This is a genomic window from Microbacterium sp. WCS2018Hpa-9, assembly GCF_031843745.1.
Lineage (GTDB): Bacteria > Actinomycetota > Actinomycetes > Actinomycetales > Microbacteriaceae > Microbacterium.
Genome location: NZ_JAVTIY010000002.1, coordinates 549,189 through 566,043, shown reverse-complemented (window position 1 = coordinate 566,043; position 16,855 = coordinate 549,189). Strand labels below are relative to the sequence as shown.

Sequence of the window (16,855 nt, the reverse complement as noted above, 5' to 3'; positions counted from 1 at the left end):
GCTCAGCGCCTCGGAACGGCGGCGTCGACCACACGACCGTCTACGAGATGCAGCACCCCGTGCATGCGCGGGAGGTGCACGAGGTCATGGGTGACGAGCAGCGTCGATGTGTTCAGTTCGTCGGTGAGCTGCAGGATGAGATCGATGATCTTGGCCCCGCGTTCCTGATCGAGAGCGCTGGTGGGCTCGTCTACCAGGAGCACGCTCGGATCGTTCATCAGGGCTCGCGCGATGTTGACCCGCTGACGCTGTCCGCCGGAGAGCTGGTGAGGCCTCTTGTGACCGTGCTGTGCGAGGCCGACCGCCGAGAGCAGGTCATCCGCACGAGCTGCCGCCGTGGCGCGGTTGTGTCGGCTGCGCGGGGCACCGAGCTCGTTCATGACGCTCAGCTGCTCACGGGCAGTCAGCGAGGGGATGAGGTTGGGCTGCTGGAAGACGATCCCGATCCGGTCCCGCCGCAGATGCGTCGCTTCGGCCGGGCTGAGCGCTGTGACGTCGCTCCCATCGATGAGGATCTCGCCGGAATCCGGACGCAGAAGGGTGCCGGCGACGGCCAGCAGACTCGACTTGCCGGAGCCGCTGGGCCCCGTGATGCCGGTGACGGTTCCGGGGTGGGCGGTGAGGGAGACACCGTCGACGGCTGTCACCCGGGAATCGCCGTCGGGGAAGGTCAGGGTGATGTCGTTCAGACGGATCATCGGTTGCTCCCGAGTGCGGTGAGGGGGTCGGCGGAGGTGACGGAGCGCAGGGCGAAGGCGGCGCCTGCGAGGCCGAGGGCGATCATGATGCCGCCCGGAAGGATGGTCGTGACGGGGCTCAGCAGGAACGGAAGGGCGGTGCCTGCGAGCAGGCCGAGCACGGTGACCAGCCCCAGACCGATGCCGATGCCCACCAGCAGCACGATCAGCGCCTGACCCAACGCATCGCGGATCAGGGAACGCGTGCTCGCGCCGAGCGCCTTGAGGACGGCGACATCGCCCTTGCGCTGCATGGTCCACACGGTGAAGAAGGCCCCGATGACGAGTCCCGAGATGCCGAACAGCATGGCCACCATCAGAAGGAGTGATCCGATCTCGGAACGGAAGGCGCTCAGCGCCGTCAGCGACCCGAGGGTCGTCTCCGAGATCGTGTCGTTCGCGGCATCCGCGGCATCCCAGTCAGGGGCACCCGTGACAGCGAGGACCGTGGCGTAGGCATCGGGGTTTCCCGTGGATGCCGAGTACGACTGCCAGTCGTGCAGAGTCATCTGAACGACGGGCGTATGGCTGTACCACGCATCTCCCTCGACCGCCTCGACGTCGTAGGAGACGCCGGCGATCTCGATCTGCTCTCCGACCTTCACGCCGAGCGCATCCGCAGCGGGCACCGACAGACGCAGCCGACCGTCCCCGGAGGGCGCATCCGCGTCGAAGCCGGGCTCGACACCGAACACCGCGATCGCGGCGCGGGTGTCGTCGGTCTCGGCGCGGGTCTGGCTGATGCCGATGGGGCGTGCGTCGGTCACGTCGGCCGTCGCCGCCCATTCCGTCGCCTGCTGCTCGGTGATCGCGGAGTCAGCGAAGCTGGCCGCACTCTCTCCGCCCGAGGGGGCGGAGAACACGATCCGGTCTGCGGGAAGAGCGAGCACTGCCGAGACGTTCTGGATGGCGAGACCCCCAGTCAGTCCGCTGAGGAACCCCACGAGAAGGGTGATCAGGGCGACGACGGAGCCGATGAGGATGAATCGCCCCTTGGCGAAGCGAAGATCGCGTAACGCGACGAACATGACGGTTGCCTTTCCTGTCACCGATGCGGCGACCATTCCACTTTCGTCGTCGGCGTCGTCGTGGTCATCGGCCACCTGAACGGGCTTTCGCGCCCAGGATGAGTACGCCTCGATCGTCCTTTCGGACGATGCCGCGCTCGGTGCGGCGGCGTAGAGTTCGAACCATGGCGCATACCGCTCTGACCCCGGTGTTCGTGGGTCTGCGGACGGGCCTTCACGTTCTCTTCTTCGCCCTGACGGGGCTCGTGATCGCTCGCGCGGTGTTCGACCCCTCGGATTCGAGCGTCACTGCGATCCTGCTGGCTCTGATCGTCGCTGGGACGTACGCGTCGGGTGTGCTGCTCGCCCGTCTCTCCCACGGACGACGCCTCCTGTCGCTGGTGTGGGTGGCGCTGCTGACCCTGGAGTGGCTGGGCCTGCTGTGGGTGAGCGCCGATGCGGCGTACCTCGTCTTCCCTCTCTTCTTCCTGTTCCTCCACCTGCTGGGGCGCTGGGCGGGATCGGCCGCGATACTCGCGTCGACGATCGTCGCGGTGTACGCCCTCGGCATCCGCGGCGGGTGGAGCGTCGGCGGTGTCGTCGGCCCGTTCGTCGGCGCCGGCGTCGCGCTCCTGATCGGCCTCGGCTACCAGGCTCTGGCGAGAGAGGCGCAGCAGCGCGAAGCGCTGGTCAGTGAGCTGCTCGCGACCCGCGGCCAACTTGCCGCGCGCGAGCACGAATCGGGTGTCCTCGCAGAACGCGCACGTCTCGCCCGCGAGATCCACGACACGCTCGCGCAGGGACTCTCCAGCATCCAGATGCTGCTGCATGCCGCGGAACGCGCCGACGACACGCGCCCGGGCATCGAGCACATCCGGCTCGCACGCGAGACGGCCGCCGCGAACCTCGTCGAGGCACGACGGTTCATCCGCGAGCTGACACCTCCCCAGCTCGACGATCAGACCCTCGGTGGGGCGCTGCGGCGACTGGCCCGCACGCAGTGGGCGACGCAGGGGCTCGACGTGCAGGTGCGGGTGTCCGACACGATCGTCCTGCCCATGCATCTGCAGACGGCGCTGCTGCGAATCACGCAGGGTGCCATCGCCAACGTCATCCAGCACGCCCGCGCGAAGACGGCGACTGTCACCATCAGCGTCGAGAACGACCAGCTCCACTTCACCGTCGAAGACGACGGGACCGGATTCGATGCGGAGATCACTGAGCCGGCGGCCGCCGCCGAGAGGTCGGATTCCTTCGGTCTGCGCGCCACCGCTGAGCGGGTGCAGCAGTTGGGCGGGAGGCTCGAGATCGATGCGGCATCCGGCCGGGGAACGACACTCACCGTAGACCTCCCTCTGACGGAGTTCGCATGATCCGCCTCGTCATCGCCGACGACCACCCCATCGTCCGCGCAGGCCTCATCGCCCTGTTCGGTCTCGAACCGGATCTCGAGGTGGTGGCAGAAGCAGGCACACCCGACGAGGCCGTCGCCTGCGCCGAGCGCGAGAATCCCGACGTGGTGCTGATGGATCTGCAGTTCGGTTCCCACGCCGACACCACAGGCGTGGAGGCGACTCGCCGCATCCGCGCACTCGAGGCTCCGCCCTACGTTCTCGTGCTCACGAACTACGACACGGATGCCGACATCCTCGGCGCCGTCGAGGCCGGCGCGAGCGGCTATCTGCTGAAAGACGCCCCACCGCACGAGCTGACCGCGGCCGTGCGCGCGGCGGCCGCCGGAGAGAGCGCTCTTGCGCCCGTGATCGCCTCCCGCCTGCTCGACCGCATGCGCGCGCCACGCGTGAGCCTCAGCAGCCGCGAGATAGAGGTCCTCGAGCTCGTCGCCGCAGGTCGATCGAACAGCGAAGTCGCAGACGAGCTCTTCGTCAGCGAAACGACCGTGAAGTCACATCTCGCGCACATCTTCTCGAAGCTCGACGTCAGCTCACGCACCGCCGCGGTCTCGGCGGCCCGCCAGAAGGGCATTCTCCGCTGAGCCCGCGCGCTCCTTGCCTGCTCACGCGCCGAACCGACCAGACCACTCAGAGGTCGTACACGGCGCGACGGTGCGCGACGCGGACGACGGTCACGAGCAGGTGCTCGTCGACGACCTCGTAGAGCACTCTGTAGTCGCCGATGCGCACTCGCCAGGCGTTGTCATAGCCAGCCAGCTTGCGACACCCATGCGGACGCGGGTCTCGCTCGAGATCGGCGACTCCGGCGAGTATCCGTCGACGGATCTGCGGGTCGAGCTTGCGGATCTCTCTAGCAGCGGCAGTGGTGAACTCGATCCGATAGCGCGTCACGCGACTTCCGCACGCAGCTCGTCCAGCGACACGCGGTCACCGTCATCCGCCGCCCGCGCGGCAGCGAACTCGGCGGCGTCGCGCGCCGCTTCGAGCTCTTCGAGCAGCTCGAGATCATCGACGCTGATCACCACGGCCGTCAGCTTGCCATGACGCGTGACGCCCACGCGCTCCGAGCCGTAGGCGACACCGCCGAGGACATCGGCAAGGCTGTCACGCAGATCCTTCGAAGGCACACTGCGGCTGATCGTGTTCATGTGTTCATAATACTCGTTATGTACATAAATGGCAGTAGTCGCCTTAAGTACACAGACTCACACGAAGCGGGATGGCCGATGAGACCGCCGACCCGCTTCGAGCAACCAAGGTTGACAAGCCATGCTGTGGCAACTTAGGTTGACGGCATGGAGTCTTCCCAGATCGCCGCGGTGGCAGCGGACACCAGCGACCCGAGAACCGGCTTGCGGGCAGTCGCATCGTTGCGCGTGCTCGCAGACACCCTGGAGCTTCGGCAGGTCGAGGCTGCTCTGCGCTCAGGCATGAAGTGGCAGGAGATCGCCGACGCACTCGGGGTGACCCGACAGGCCGTTCACAAGAAGCACTCGAAGCGAGTGGACCCCACGATTCCGATCTCAAGGAGGAACTCATGAGCAAGTTCGTTCGCGTCGCTCAGACGAGCCAGTCTCTGTCTCTTGCCGCCATGGAAGAAGCATCCCGACTCGGGCTTCGCACCGCCGACATCGAGCACCTGTTCCTCGCCCTCGTGATCAACGATCAAGCCGCAGGCCGGGCACTGCGCGACATCGGCATCGACCTCGACGCCGCCCGTCGCGCTGTCGAAGAGCAGCACGCGGCTCAACTGGCATCCCTCGGCATCGAGGCGTCGTTTCCCGAGGCCGGGCGCATCGTGTTCCACGAGACCGACGGGTACGAGTGGAGCAAGCGCGCTTCTGACCTCATCGCTCGCTCGGCCGACAAAGACAAGGCGGGCGACGCCGCCGCGGTGCTCCGAGAACTTGTGGCCGAGCCGAGCGGCATGATCGCCGACATACTCGAACGCCTGGGCACCACCCCCGCTGCGCTGCTCGCGCAGCTCGACGCTCCCGACTCGTCAACGCCCGCGACCACGCCTGCCGCAGCAGCGATGAGGGGGCGGATCTCCGGGTCGACGGAGACGTTCGTTCCTGCGCCGATCGAGCGAGTGTGGGACTACCTCGCCGAGCCGACGAACATCCCCGACTGGGAGATGAGCGTCGGCTCGATCGAGAATGCACGACAGGATGCCGCCGTCGGTGGGGTGTGGACGGGCTTCGCACGCGAACGACGTCCGGACGGGAAGCCGGTGAAGGTCAAGCCGAGGTTCCTTCGCCGCAGAATCGAACTCGTCGCGGCGCACGGACCTGAGCGGATCGCCTGGAGCTTCGCCTACCCCGATGCTCCTCGGAGCAATGCGGCTCTTTACGAGTTCAGCCTGGCGCACACCAGCGGCGGCACTCAGGTCTCGATCACCACGTCATGGTCTCGCCGAACCGGTTGGCGAAGGGTGGCGGGACTGCCGCTGCGTCCGATCCAGAAGTTCATCGTGTGGATCACACTGTTCCAGACCGGCGGCGCGATCAGCCGAGCATTCCGCTGAGGATGAAGCCATTGAGGGCGCAGCCTCAGGCGGCGCCGAGCAGTTCCGTCATCTTGGCGTAGAACACGGCGGGGTCCCCCGCGAGCGATGCCTTCACCATCGCGCTCCAGTCGTCGACGATCACCTCGATCGAACCGTCCGCGAGGCCGTCGAGTGACCGACGGGCCACGTCGCGAGGATCGATCTTGGGCCCGTCGTAGTTCGCCATGAGATCCGTGTCGGCGGCACCGAGATGCACGCCCTGCACGAGGGTTCCCTGACCTGCGAGCTCGAGCCGAACCCCGTTGGTCATGTTCCATGCCGCAGCCTTCGCGGCGGCATACCCTCCGGCACCCGGAGACGCGAACCACGACAGCGCCGACAGCACGTTCACGACCGCGCCGCCGCCGTTCGCCGAGAGGATGGGGGCGAACTCGCGGATCACGTCGAGGGTGCCCCAGAAGTGGGTGTCCATCTCGCGGCGCAGTTCTGACAGGTCGCCGGCCACCAGGCCGGCACCCGTGGAGATCCCCGCGTTGTTCACGACGAGAGTCACGTCCTGGGCCACACCGGCCGCCGCGACGATCGATTCGTGATCGAGCAGATCGAGCCGCAACGGCACCACACGCCGGTCATCGAAGTCGAGCGTGTCGGTGCGGCGGGCGGTCGCGTACACGGTGTCGGCGCCGCGCTCGAGCAGTTCGAGCACGAATTGGCGGCCGATTCCGCGGTTCGCTCCGGTCACGAGGGCGATCTGGTCAGTGAGGTTCATGAGTTCCTTGCTTCGCTGGGAAGTGCGTTCTCCGGCTCGATCGAGCCGACACCATTACGCTAGAACTTGACGTTGACGTCAAGGTCAAGTCATTAATGCAAACACGGAGGCAACGGATGCGGATCGGCGAGGTCGCACGCCAGGCAGGTGTCAGCACGAGGGCGCTCCGCTACTACGAAGAGCAGGGGCTGCTCACCTCGGAGCGCACACCCAGCGGCCAGCGGGAGTATCCCGCGGCGGCCGTGGAACGCGTCCGCCTCGTTCAGCAGTTCTTCACCGCGGGGGTGCCGAGCCGCACCATCGCGCAACTGCTGCCATGCGTCGACACCGGACACGGCTCCCCCGAGGCCTTCGCCCTCCTGGCAGCGGAACGCGATCGCATCACCGACGCCATCGAGGGGCTCGCCGCCGCCCGCGATGCGCTGGACCTCATTATCGACATCGCCCACCACCCCACCCCGGAACATTGCCCGGCACTGCGGCACCCCGCGTGGGAACCGCACGTCACCATCGAGGCGGCGGCAACCGCGCACGACCGGGTCTGACTACCTCAGCGCGGTGTGTCCGATCCAGAAGGTCATCGTGAGGATCACCCTGTTCCAGACCGGCGGCGCGATCAGCCAAGCATTCTGTTGAGGATCTCCTCAGTCGCGGCATCTCCGATGACGGCGGCGAGTGTGATTCCGGGATGCGCGACTGCGATGTACAGGCCTGGTACATCGGAGTAGCCGACTGCCGGCTCGCCATCAGCTGTCATGGGCCGCCACCCGATCTCGGCGCTCAGCAGAGTCGTTTCCTCTGCGCCGTTGAACGACTCCATGAACAGGCGGCGCGCCATTTCGCCGGCCCGCATCAGCTCTGCCGTCGAAGACTCCTTGTCGTAGTCGAGCGGCATGAGCACGGTTCCATCGGCATCCTGGCGCGCTTCGAACAGATCGTTCGCGACGATGCCCTGGACGAGGCCCGAGGGTGCGCGGAGCCGCACCATTACGGCGGGGCTCGATGCCATCGGCAGACTCACGCCGACTGTCGCGCACAGGGCTGTCGACCCGATGCCCGCGGCCACGACCGCCGTTGACGCGGGCAGCGACTCCGAGCCCAGCTCGACACCCGCGATCGACCCGTCAGCGGACCTGATCAAGCGCGTGACGGGACTGCCGAGTCTCACGGACGCACCCGCTTCTCGGGCGGCGCTGATCAATCTCTCGGTGGCGAGGGCTGGGTTCAGCCATCCGTCGTCGGGACGAAACTCCGAGCAGACCGGCGGGCTGGTCAGCTGGGGTTCACGAGTCGCTGCCTGCCCACTTCGAGTGGGGATGCTGGCGAAATCCTCACCCCAGACGAGGGCGCCTGACCAATGGACTGCGAGACCAGGCACCTGCCTTGCGAGACGGGCCCAATGATCGCGACCGAGCGCGCGCAGCTCCCCTGCAGCACTCAGATCACCCGGCGCACGGCCCATCCAGCCGAACGAGTGTCTTGTTACACCGGAGCCCGGTAGGCCTGCATCGACGAGGGTGACATCTGCACCGCGAGTGGCAAGGTGATAGCCGATCGATGCGCCGATGATCCCCGCGCCGATCACGATCACCGGATGCGACGACATGCCTCAGCGACCAGGGATGACAGCAGCCGGAGCCGCCGTCGACGCACGCACGATCAACTGCGACCCGAGAGTCACGACGTCGTCGATCGCCGTGCCGTTCATCGCCTGCAGAAGCAGATCCACGGCGAGCGCACCGCTGCGTTCGATCGGCATCCGCACCGTGGTGAGCGCCGGCGTGACAGCACCCGCCAGGTCGATGTCGTCGATGCCGACGATGCTGATGTCTGCGGGGCAGCGCTTGCCGAGCTCGAGCAGCCCCGCCTCGAGCCCGAGGGCGACGAGGTCGTTGTAGGCGATGACGGCCGTGGCACCGCTCGCCGCGGCCGGGGCGGCGGCGGCGCGACCGCCCTGGATCGATGCGGCGTGGTGGCTGAGTCCGGTGAGACGGATGCCGTGGCGGTCGCACGCGCGGGCGACGGTGTCGGCGCGACGGACGTCGGCCCACGATCCGCGCGGACCCGCGGCGTAGGCGATGTGCGTGTGGCCGAGCGCCGCGAGGTGCTCGATCGCCTGAGCCGGGCCGTGCTCTGTGTCCATCAGCACGCAGGGGGCGCCGTCGATCTGGCGGTTGACCACGACGAAGGGGGTGTCGCCGACCAGTTCGAGCACGTCGGCGTCGGGCAGACGCGGCGAGCACAGCAGCATTCCGTCGAGCTTGCGGGCCTGCTCGATCTGCTCGCGCTCGCGGCGCAGGTCTTCATCGGCGTCGAAGAGCACGATGCGATGGCGGCCGTGCCAGGCCTGGCCCTGGATCGCCTTGAGCAGCGTCGCATAGACCGGGTTCGAGACGTCGGGCACGACGACGCCGAACGTGCGGGTCGCTGTGGCGGACTGCGAGGTCGCGTAGCCGAGTTCGCCCGCGGCTTCGAGCACGCGACCGAGGGTGTTCGGCGCGAGACGATCCGGCTCTCCGAAGGCGCGGGAGGCGGTCGCGATGGACACGCCTGCACGTCGTGCCACGTCCGTCAGCGTCGCTGCCATCTTCACCTCCCACCCTCGCTGCAATCCTACGATCCTCGACCTCGATGTAAAACAGGTTGACAAGTTTGTACAAACACTGCACACTGATTTTCATGACGATCAACGCCGATCACCCTCAGCGGTGCGCGGCCCCGAGCGAAGGAGCCACCGCGTGAGCATCCCAGCACCGGCCCTGCGCCGCACGACCTCGGCGACAGCCTCCCCACTGGTCGCCCCCACCGATGCCGGCATCCTGCACCTCGGACTCGGCAGCTTCCACCGCGCGCACCAGGCCGTCTACACCGCGGCGGCACTCCAGTCCGCCGGCGGCGACTGGGGCATCGTCGGTGTCGCATCCCGCTCGCGCTCGATCGTCGACGCGATGCACGCGCAGGACATGCTGTACTCGGTCGCGACCATCTCGCCCGGCAGCACGTCGCTCACCATCCCCGGCGTGCACACCGACGCGTTCGTCGGCGCCGAGCAGCCCGAGCGCGTGATCGCGCAGATCGCCGACCCCGGCATCCGCATCGTGACCCTCACCGTCACCGAGAACGGCTACAGCTACTCCCCCGCGACCCAGCGCCTCGATCTCGACGACGACACGGTGCGCGCCGACCTGCGTGGCGGCGCCGCCCGCTCCACTATCGGCCAACTCGCCCGCGGGCTGCAGGCCCGCGCTGCTGCCGGTGGAGCACCGATCTCGATCCTCAGCTGCGACAACCTGTCGGCCAACGGCAAGCACACCGAGAAGCTGGTGCGCGAGTTCCTGCACGAGCTGCCCGGGTCCGAAGGCAGCGACGCGCTGGCCTTCCTCGACCGCGCCGTGTCGTTCCCCTCGAGCATGGTCGACCGCATCGTGCCGTCGACCACCGCCGAGCTGCGCACCCGCGTGAGCGCCCTGCTCGGCGCCACCGACGACATCCCCGTGCCGGCAGAGCCCTTCACGATGTGGGCGATCGAAGACCGCTTCGCCGGCGGCCGCCCCGCCTGGGAAGCCGGCGGCGCCGTCTTCACCGACGAGGTCGCACGCTACGAGCAGATGAAGGTGCGGCTGCTCAACGGCACGCACTCACTCATCGCCTACCTCGGTGCGCTCAGCGGAGTCGGCACGATCCCCGAGGCCATCGGACTCGACGGCATCGAGAGCGCCGCACGCGCCGTGTTGCGCGACGAGTACGAGCCCTCGATCGAGGTGCCCTCCGGTGTCGACATCCGCGCCTACGAGGCCGAGCTGTTCGAGCGCTGGGCCAACAGCGCCCTCGGGCATCGCACGAGCCAGGTCGGCACCGACGGATCGGTCAAGCTGCGCCAGCGCATCCCCGAGCCGGCGCTGCTCGCGCTCCGCAACGGCGAGATGCCGCACCTGATCGCGCTGACCGTCGCCGGATACCTGTCGTGCGTCGCGCCCCTGCCGGGCTTCGATCCCGGCCTCCACGCCGCCGCGATGACCGACGGCGCCCGCGAACGACTGGCCGGATACGCGGCGAGCGCCCGCAACGGAGGAGAGCTGGCACAGCGCGTGATCGGCGAGCTGCACCTCTTCGGTGATGAACTCGGATCTCAGGATGCGTTCATCGCCCGCGTCGGCGAACTGGTCGACACCCTCCAGCGACGCGGCGTCGACGCCGCGATCGCGGATGCCGTCTCGGCATCCCAGACAAGCACGAAGGAGATGCAGCCATGAAGGCTCTCGCCATCCACGGCAAAGAAGACATCCGCTGGGAGGACCGCGAGGTTCCGACACCCGGCGACGGCGAGATGCGCCTTCGCGTGAACTACGTCGGCATCTGCGGATCCGACCTGCACTACTACTTCCACGGCGCCAACGGCGAGTACACGATCCAGGAGCCGCTGACCCCCGGTCATGAGCTGTCGGGTGTCGTCGACCTCGACCCGTCTGGTCGCCTCGCGCCGGGAACCCCCGTCACCGTGCACCCCGCGCGCTACGGCCCCGAGGTTCCCGGTCTCGAAGACCGCCCGCACCTGCGCCCCGGCGGCGACTACTTCGGCAGCGCCGCGGCGAACCCGCACCGTCAGGGCGGCGCATCCGAGCTCCTGATCGTCGAAGAGCAGATGATCCGCGTGCTCCCGGCCTCGCTGCCCCTCGAGCGCGCAGCCCTCGCCGAGCCCCTCGCCGTCGCGATCCACGCCGTGAACCTCGCCGGCGACATCGCGGGCAAGCGCGTGCTCGTGATCGGCGCCGGACCCATCGGCCTCCTCGTCGTGGCCGCTGCGGTCAACGCCGGCGCCGCCGCCGTGGGTGCCAGCGACGTGCGCACCGAGCCGCTCGACCGTGCCCAGGCACTCGGTGCGACCGAGGTCTCGCTCGTCGGCCGCGACACGATCGAGAACGAGTCGTACGACGTCGTCTTCGAATGCTCGGGCGTCGGAGTCGCGCTCTCCTCAGCTGTCCGCGCCGCTCGCCGCGCTGGCACGATCGTGCAGGTCGGCATGCTCCCGAACGCCGACATCGGAGTGAACCTCGCCCCGATGCTCGCGAAAGAGCTCACGATCCGCGGCGCCTTCCGTTTCTCCACCGAGATCGACGACGCCGTCGCCCTGCTGGCCGAGTCCGACGCCCTCGACTCCGTCATCTCTCACGTCCTCCCGGCATCCGACGCCGTCCAGGCGTTCGAGCTCGCTCGCGACTCGTCCGCTTCGGCGAAGGTCCTGCTCTCCCTCTAACAACGCCGCACCCGACACCCCCACCCTGTTCCTGGTCCGAAGGAGTACCTCCCATGTCAGAACCGCAGACGACGGCCACGGCCGCCGACCCAGCCGAGAAGAGGTCGGTTCGCGATCTCGTGCGCGCCGCCATCTCCGGATGGCTCGGCACGGCGCTCGAGTTCATGGACTACCAGCTCTACTCGCTGGCAGCCGCGCTCGTCTTCGCCGACCTGTTCTTCTCCTCCGAGAACCCGGCAGTCGCCGTGGTCGCCGCGATGGCCACGTACGGCGTCGGCTACGTCGCCCGCCCGGTCGGTGCGTTCTTCTTCGCTCGCCTGGGTGACAAGACCGGTCGCACGAAGGTGCTGTTCTACACGATCCTCCTGATGGGCCTCGCGACGACCCTCATCGGCTTCCTGCCCACGTACGACCAGGTGGGCGTGCTCGCACCGATCCTGCTCGTGCTGCTCCGCATCGCCCAGGGCTTCGGAGCGGGTGCCGAGATCTCGGGTGCCGGCGTCATGCTCGCCGAGTACGCACCGGCCAAGCGACGCGGCATCATCGCCTCGCTCGTGGCGCTCGGCACCAACTGCGGCACGCTGCTCGCCTCGGGCATCTGGGCCATCCTGCTCGTCGCCTACAGCGAAGACGAGGTCATCGCCTGGGCATGGCGCATCCCCTTCATCGCCAGCGCGGTCATCATGCTCTTCGCGATCTGGGTGCGCTTCAACCTCAAGGAGACCCCGGTCTTCGAGGAGCGCGACGATGTCGTCGACGGCAAGGCCCTCTCGAGGGAGGACGCCATCCAGCTCGCCACCGAGACCGGCGACGTCCGCACGCTCGAGGCGATGCAGCGCAAGCCGTGGAAGGCGTTCTCGATCGCGCTCCTGCTGCGCTTCGGTCAGGCCGGCAACTCCGGCATGATCCAGACCTACCTGATCAGCTACATCACCGTCGTGCTGCTGCTCGACCGCTCGATCGGCGTCAACGCCGTCATCGTCTCGTCGCTCGTGGCCTTCATCACGGTCCCGCTGTCGGGCTGGCTCGGCGACCGCTTCGGCCGCAAGCGGATGTACATGGTCTGGTCGATCGTCGCACTCATCGTCATCGTCCCGACGATGCTGATGATCAGCAGCAAGGACACCGTGCAGGTCTTCGTCGGCTATGTCGTGCTGCACAACCTCGCGGTGATGAGCTTCGCGTCGCTCGAGAACCTCACGCTGCCTGAGCTCTTCGGCTCGCGCAACCGCTACACCTTCACGGCCATGGCACGCGAGATCGCCGCCATCGTCGCGACCGGTGCAGGCCCCGTCATCGCCGCCGCGTGGGTCTCGGCCGTCACCGGCTCGTTCATCCCGATCATCATCATGCTCTTCATCTTCACGCTGAGCGCGCTCGTCGCCTCGATCTGGATGCCCGAGGTCGCGGGCCGCGACCTGACGGATCCGCGCGACGCGATCTGATCGCACCGCTCATCACGACCAGGGGTGCGGATGCCCGAACGTCCGCACCCCCATACTCACCCCGCATCTTCAGGAGAACGACATGACCATCGAGATCGTCGACGTCAACATCACCAGCCCCGGACGCAACTTCGTCACGCTCAAGATCACGACCTCCGACGGCATCGTCGGGCTGGGTGACGCCACGCTCAACGGACGCGAGCTCGCCGTCGCCTCGTACCTCTCCGACCACGTCGCCTCGATGCTCATCGGCCGCGACGAAGACAGGATCGAAGACACCTGGCAGTACCTCTACCGCGGCCCGTACTGGCGTCGCGGCCCGGTCACCATGGCGGCGATCGCCGCGGTGGACATGGCGCTGTGGGACATCAAGGCCAAGAAGGCTGGGATGCCGCTGTACCAGCTGCTCGGCGGTGCGAGCCGCGAAGGCGTCCGCGTCTACGCACACGCCTCCGGCACCGACTACGCGGCTCTGAAGAACGCGATCACCGGCTATGAAGAGCTCGGCTACACGGCTGTGCGCGTGCAGACCGGTGTGCCCGGCCTCGGCCAGATCTACGGCGTCTCGTCGACCGGCCCCGGCGTGCGCTACGACTACGAGCCCGCCAAGCGCTCGGGCGACCGCCCCAGCGAAGAGAGGTGGGACACCCGCAACTACCTCAACCACATGCCCGGGATCTTCTCGCAGATCCGCGAGGACTTCGGCACCGACCTGCGCATCCTGCACGACGGACACCACCGGATGTCGCCGATCGAGGCCGCGCGCTTCGCGAAGGACATCGAGCCCTACGACCTGTTCTGGCTCGAGGACTGCACCCCGGGTGAAGACCAGACCGCGCTGCGCCTGGTGCGCCAGCACTCCACGACACCGCTCGCGATCGGCGAGGTCTTCAACTCGGTGTTCGACTATCAGACCCTCATCACCGAGCGCCTGATCGACTACGTGCGCTCGGCCGTCACCCACACCGGTGGCATCACGGCCATGAAGAAGCTGCTCGACTTCGCCGCGATCTACGGCATCAAGTCGGGCATCCACGGTCCGACCGACATCTCGCCGGTCGGCATGGCGGCGGCGCTGCACCTCGACCTCGCCATCCACAACTTCGGCATCCAGGAGTACATGCCGCACAACGAGCAGACGCTCGAGGTGTTCCAGACCTCCTTCACGTTCGACAAGGGCTTCCTGCACCCCGGAGACAAGCCCGGCCTCGGCGTCGATCTCGACGAGGATGCCGCGGCCGGCCACGAGTACACCAAGGCGTACCTGCCGGTGAACCGTCTGCTCGACGGGACCGTCCATGACTGGTGAGGCACGCCGCGTCGCCCTGCCGCAGCGCACGGTCGACTCGCGTCTGATCGTCGTCGCGCGCGCGAAGAGGGCCGAGGACTACGACGCCGTGCTCGACGTGCTCGTCGACGCCGGCATCCGCAGTGTCGAGCTCACCCTCACGACTCCGGGCACGTTCGAGCACTTCCCCCACCTGCTCGCACGGTTCGGCGACGCGATCGACCTCGGCGTCGGCACCGTCACGAACACCGACGACCTGGCGCGTGCGATCGAGGTGGGCGCGGCGTACATCGTGACGCCGATCACGTCGACCGACTTCGTCACCCAGGCGACGGATGCCGGTGTGCCGATCGTTCCGGGCGGACTCACGCCCACCGAGCTGTTCGCCTCGTGGTCTGCGGGTGCGTCTGCGGTCAAGGTGTTCCCCGCAGGTCAGGTCGGACCCTCGTATCTCAAGGACCTGCGCGGGCCTTTCCCCGACCTCGTCGCGGTGCCCTCCGGAGGCGTCGACCTCGCGGGTGCCGAGGCCTGGCTGCGTGCCGGTGCGGTCGCGGTGAGCGTGGGCGGTCCGCTGCTCGGAGATGCGTTCAGCGGCGGCGATCTGTCGGCCCTGCATGATCGGGCCGCGGCGTTCGTCGAGGTGTGCGCGCGGGACTCCGCGTGACCTCGCCGTCGGTCGTCACGCTGGGCGAGACCATGGCGCTCGTACGCACGACCGAGATCGGCTCGCTGCGGCACGCGAACTCGCTGGCGTTCGGCATCGGCGGCGCCGAGAGCAACGTCGCGATCGGGCTCGCCCGCCTCGGCGTCGCGACCTCGTGGCTGGGTCGGGTGGGCGACGACTCGCTCGGCGAGCGCGTCACGAGAGAGATCCGCGGAGACGGCGTCGATGTGCGCGCGATCGTCGACCCCGATGCGGCGACCGGTCTGATGGTGAAGGAGCGCCCCTCCGCGGCATCCACCGCCGTGCACTACTACCGCGCGGGGTCGGCCGGCTCCCGGCTGCGGCCCGAGGATCTGCCGGACGGATGGGTCGAAGACGCCTCCCTGCTGCACGTCACCGGCATCACTCCCCTCCTGTCCGAGACGGCCAAGGCCGCCGTGCACAGTGCTGTCGACAGGGCGCGGGCCGCCGGAACCACGGTGAGCTTCGACATCAACTATCGCTCGGCCCTCGCCTCACCCGAGGTCGCGGGGCCGGTGCTGCGCGATCTCGCCGAGCGTGCCGATGTCGTCTTCGGCGGTGCCGAGGAGTTCGCCATCCTGTATCCCGGGGTGACGGCAGCGGATGCTGCGGCGCGACTGCAGGATGCCGGATGTGCGACGACCGTGCTGAAGCAGGGACCCGACGGCGCGACGGTCTTCGCGGCCGGCTCCGTGGTCGGCGCACCCGGATTCACGATCCACCCGGTCGACACCGTGGGCGCGGGTGACGCCTTCGTCGCCGGCTATCTCAGCGCCCTGCTCGACGGGCAGGACGTAGACGCCGTCCTGCGGCGCGCGAACGCCTGCGGCGCGATGGCGTGCCTGGTTCCCGGAGACTGGGAGGCCGCACCGACGCTGCGCGACCTCGAGCAGTTCCTCGACGGCGATTCCGACCCGGTGCGGCGCTGAACCGGCGTTGACGCCGCCCGAGAACGCGTAGCCTCGAAAGATGTCCAAAGCCGTCATTTCTCCGTCCACGGCTTCCGGCCTACCCGACTCAGAGCCCGCGCGCGGATCGCTGTTCTCGCACGCTGCGGTGAACTCCCGACCGGTCGCGCTCGTCTACCGGGTCATAGCGCTGGCGGTCATCGTCACCGGTGTCATCCGGCACGCCAACCTCCTGACCGGCACGCCGTCGTGGACGACTGTGCTGTTCTACACGATGGTCAGCAATCTTCTCTGTCTCGCCTGGGTGCTTTTCCTCATCGTCCGCACCGTCAGAGACCTGCGTCAGAGCGGGCCGTTCGGCACCTCGACGCCCAGCGCCCGGGGCAGCGGAGCGGTGATGTTCGCGATCACCGTCACGATGCTGATCTACCTGATCGTGCTCGTGCCCACGAGGTTCGCCGACGGCGACGCCGAGATCTTCTCGCTCACCGACAACCTGATCCACATCATCACACCTGTGCTGGTGATCGTCGACTGGCTGGTCTTCGTGCCGAAGGGTTCGTTCCGGTGGATCGACCCACTGCTGTGGACGCTCATCCCCTACGCGTATCTGACGTGGGCATTCGCCTACGGAGCGCTCGGCGGGGAGTTCACGCCCGGCCAGACCTATCCGTACCCCTTCATGGACGTCGACGCGCTCGGTCTCGCCGGCGTCGCCCAGTGGATCATCGCTCTGACGATCGCCCTCGTCGCCGTCGGCTTCGTGTTCGTCATCGTCGACCGCGCGCTCGGCTCACTCGCCCGGCGGGTCTCGCAGCGCTGAGTCGGCGCCTGCGCC

Annotated in this window: 19 protein-coding genes; 12 read left to right on the top strand and 7 right to left on the bottom strand. The window is 68.0% G+C overall.

Annotation, left to right across the window (positions count from 1 at the left end; translation table 11 throughout):
• Positions 1-2: 2 nt before the first annotated feature.
• Complete coding sequence (locus RQG82_RS06595; protein ID WP_311258305.1) at positions 3-698, bottom strand: ABC transporter ATP-binding protein; 696 nt, start codon at positions 696-698, stop codon at positions 3-5.
• A complete protein-coding gene (locus RQG82_RS06590; protein WP_311258329.1) occupies positions 695-1,765 on the bottom strand; it encodes an ABC transporter permease in 1,071 nt (356 codons plus the stop codon). The genes RQG82_RS06595 and RQG82_RS06590 overlap by 4 nt, the downstream gene beginning before the upstream one ends.
• A 164-nt stretch (positions 1,766-1,929) precedes the next feature.
• Here RQG82_RS06590 and RQG82_RS06585 point away from each other — a divergent pair, with 164 nt between their 5' ends.
• Together RQG82_RS06585 and RQG82_RS06580 are read left to right on the top strand one after the other, a co-directional pair.
• Complete coding sequence (locus RQG82_RS06585; protein ID WP_311258304.1) at positions 1,930-3,117, top strand: sensor histidine kinase; 1,188 nt, start codon at positions 1,930-1,932, stop codon at positions 3,115-3,117.
• A complete protein-coding gene (locus RQG82_RS06580) occupies positions 3,114-3,740 on the top strand; it encodes a response regulator transcription factor (RefSeq protein ID WP_311258303.1) in 627 nt (208 codons plus the stop codon). Before RQG82_RS06585 ends, RQG82_RS06580 begins: the two co-directional genes overlap by 4 nt.
• A gap of 46 nt (positions 3,741-3,786) precedes the next feature.
• Here RQG82_RS06580 and RQG82_RS06575 read toward each other — a convergent pair whose 3' ends face one another.
• Both RQG82_RS06575 and RQG82_RS06570 read right to left on the bottom strand, forming a co-directional pair.
• On the bottom strand, positions 3,787-4,050 hold the full coding sequence (locus tag RQG82_RS06575) for a type II toxin-antitoxin system RelE/ParE family toxin (protein ID WP_311258302.1): 264 nt from the start codon (positions 4,048-4,050) through the stop codon (positions 3,787-3,789).
• Positions 4,047-4,307 (bottom strand): type II toxin-antitoxin system prevent-host-death family antitoxin, encoded by a 261-nt coding sequence (locus RQG82_RS06570; RefSeq protein WP_311258301.1) that lies wholly within the window; start codon positions 4,305-4,307, stop codon positions 4,047-4,049. Before RQG82_RS06570 ends, RQG82_RS06575 begins: the two co-directional genes overlap by 4 nt.
• A gap of 147 nt (positions 4,308-4,454) precedes the next feature.
• Here RQG82_RS06570 and RQG82_RS06565 point away from each other — a divergent pair, with 147 nt between their 5' ends.
• Together RQG82_RS06565 and RQG82_RS06560 are read left to right on the top strand one after the other, a co-directional pair.
• Positions 4,455-4,700 carry a hypothetical protein gene (locus RQG82_RS06565; protein WP_056275758.1) on the top strand — a complete coding sequence of 82 codons (246 nt, stop codon included), beginning with the start codon at positions 4,455-4,457 and terminating at the stop codon, positions 4,698-4,700.
• Complete coding sequence (locus tag RQG82_RS06560; RefSeq protein ID WP_311258300.1) at positions 4,697-5,686, top strand: Clp protease N-terminal domain-containing protein; 990 nt, start codon at positions 4,697-4,699, stop codon at positions 5,684-5,686. The genes RQG82_RS06565 and RQG82_RS06560 overlap by 4 nt, the downstream gene beginning before the upstream one ends.
• A gap of 25 nt (positions 5,687-5,711) precedes the next feature.
• Here RQG82_RS06560 and RQG82_RS06555 read toward each other — a convergent pair whose 3' ends face one another.
• Positions 5,712-6,437: an SDR family oxidoreductase gene (locus tag RQG82_RS06555; RefSeq protein WP_311258299.1), complete on the bottom strand. Its 726-nt coding sequence runs from the start codon at positions 6,435-6,437 to the stop codon at positions 5,712-5,714.
• A gap of 116 nt (positions 6,438-6,553) precedes the next feature.
• Here RQG82_RS06555 and RQG82_RS06550 point away from each other — a divergent pair, with 116 nt between their 5' ends.
• On the top strand, positions 6,554-6,982 hold the full coding sequence (locus RQG82_RS06550) for a MerR family transcriptional regulator (protein WP_311258298.1): 429 nt from the start codon (positions 6,554-6,556) through the stop codon (positions 6,980-6,982).
• 71 nt (positions 6,983-7,053) lie between these two features.
• Here RQG82_RS06550 and RQG82_RS06545 read toward each other — a convergent pair whose 3' ends face one another.
• A complete protein-coding gene (locus tag RQG82_RS06545; protein WP_311258297.1) occupies positions 7,054-8,043 on the bottom strand; it encodes an FAD-dependent oxidoreductase in 990 nt (329 codons plus the stop codon).
• A 3-nt stretch (positions 8,044-8,046) separates the two neighbouring features.
• On the bottom strand, positions 8,047-9,024 hold the full coding sequence (locus RQG82_RS06540) for a LacI family DNA-binding transcriptional regulator (protein ID WP_311258296.1): 978 nt from the start codon (positions 9,022-9,024) through the stop codon (positions 8,047-8,049).
• A gap of 151 nt (positions 9,025-9,175) precedes the next feature.
• On the opposite strand from RQG82_RS06540, the gene RQG82_RS06535 reads away from it, so the two are divergent.
• The 7 genes from RQG82_RS06535 (at position 9,176) to RQG82_RS06505 (ending at position 16,840) form a co-directional block, all read left to right on the top strand.
• Positions 9,176-10,690 carry a mannitol dehydrogenase family protein gene (locus RQG82_RS06535; RefSeq protein ID WP_311258295.1) on the top strand — a complete coding sequence of 505 codons (1,515 nt, stop codon included), beginning with the start codon at positions 9,176-9,178 and terminating at the stop codon, positions 10,688-10,690.
• The gene (locus RQG82_RS06530; protein WP_311258294.1) at positions 10,687-11,691 is read left to right on the top strand and encodes an L-idonate 5-dehydrogenase; all 1,005 of its coding nucleotides are present in this window, start codon (positions 10,687-10,689) and stop codon (positions 11,689-11,691) included. Before RQG82_RS06535 ends, RQG82_RS06530 begins: the two co-directional genes overlap by 4 nt.
• Before the next feature lie 53 nt (positions 11,692-11,744).
• Positions 11,745-13,136 (top strand): MFS transporter, encoded by a 1,392-nt coding sequence (locus tag RQG82_RS06525; protein WP_311258293.1) that lies wholly within the window; start codon positions 11,745-11,747, stop codon positions 13,134-13,136.
• Between the two features lie 82 nt (positions 13,137-13,218).
• Positions 13,219-14,445, top strand: a complete 1,227-nt coding sequence (gene manD, locus RQG82_RS06520) for a D-mannonate dehydratase ManD (protein WP_311258292.1) — start codon at positions 13,219-13,221, stop codon at positions 14,443-14,445.
• Positions 14,435-15,088 (top strand): bifunctional 4-hydroxy-2-oxoglutarate aldolase/2-dehydro-3-deoxy-phosphogluconate aldolase, encoded by a 654-nt coding sequence (locus RQG82_RS06515; protein WP_311258291.1) that lies wholly within the window; start codon positions 14,435-14,437, stop codon positions 15,086-15,088. Before manD ends, RQG82_RS06515 begins: the two co-directional genes overlap by 11 nt.
• Entirely contained in the window at positions 15,085-16,038 is a 954-nt protein-coding gene (locus RQG82_RS06510; protein ID WP_311258290.1) for a sugar kinase, read from the top strand. The genes RQG82_RS06515 and RQG82_RS06510 overlap by 4 nt, the downstream gene beginning before the upstream one ends.
• A 40-nt stretch (positions 16,039-16,078) precedes the next feature.
• Positions 16,079-16,840, top strand: a complete 762-nt coding sequence (locus RQG82_RS06505) for a Pr6Pr family membrane protein (protein ID WP_311258289.1) — start codon at positions 16,079-16,081, stop codon at positions 16,838-16,840.
• The last annotated feature ends 15 nt before the right edge of the window (positions 16,841-16,855 follow it).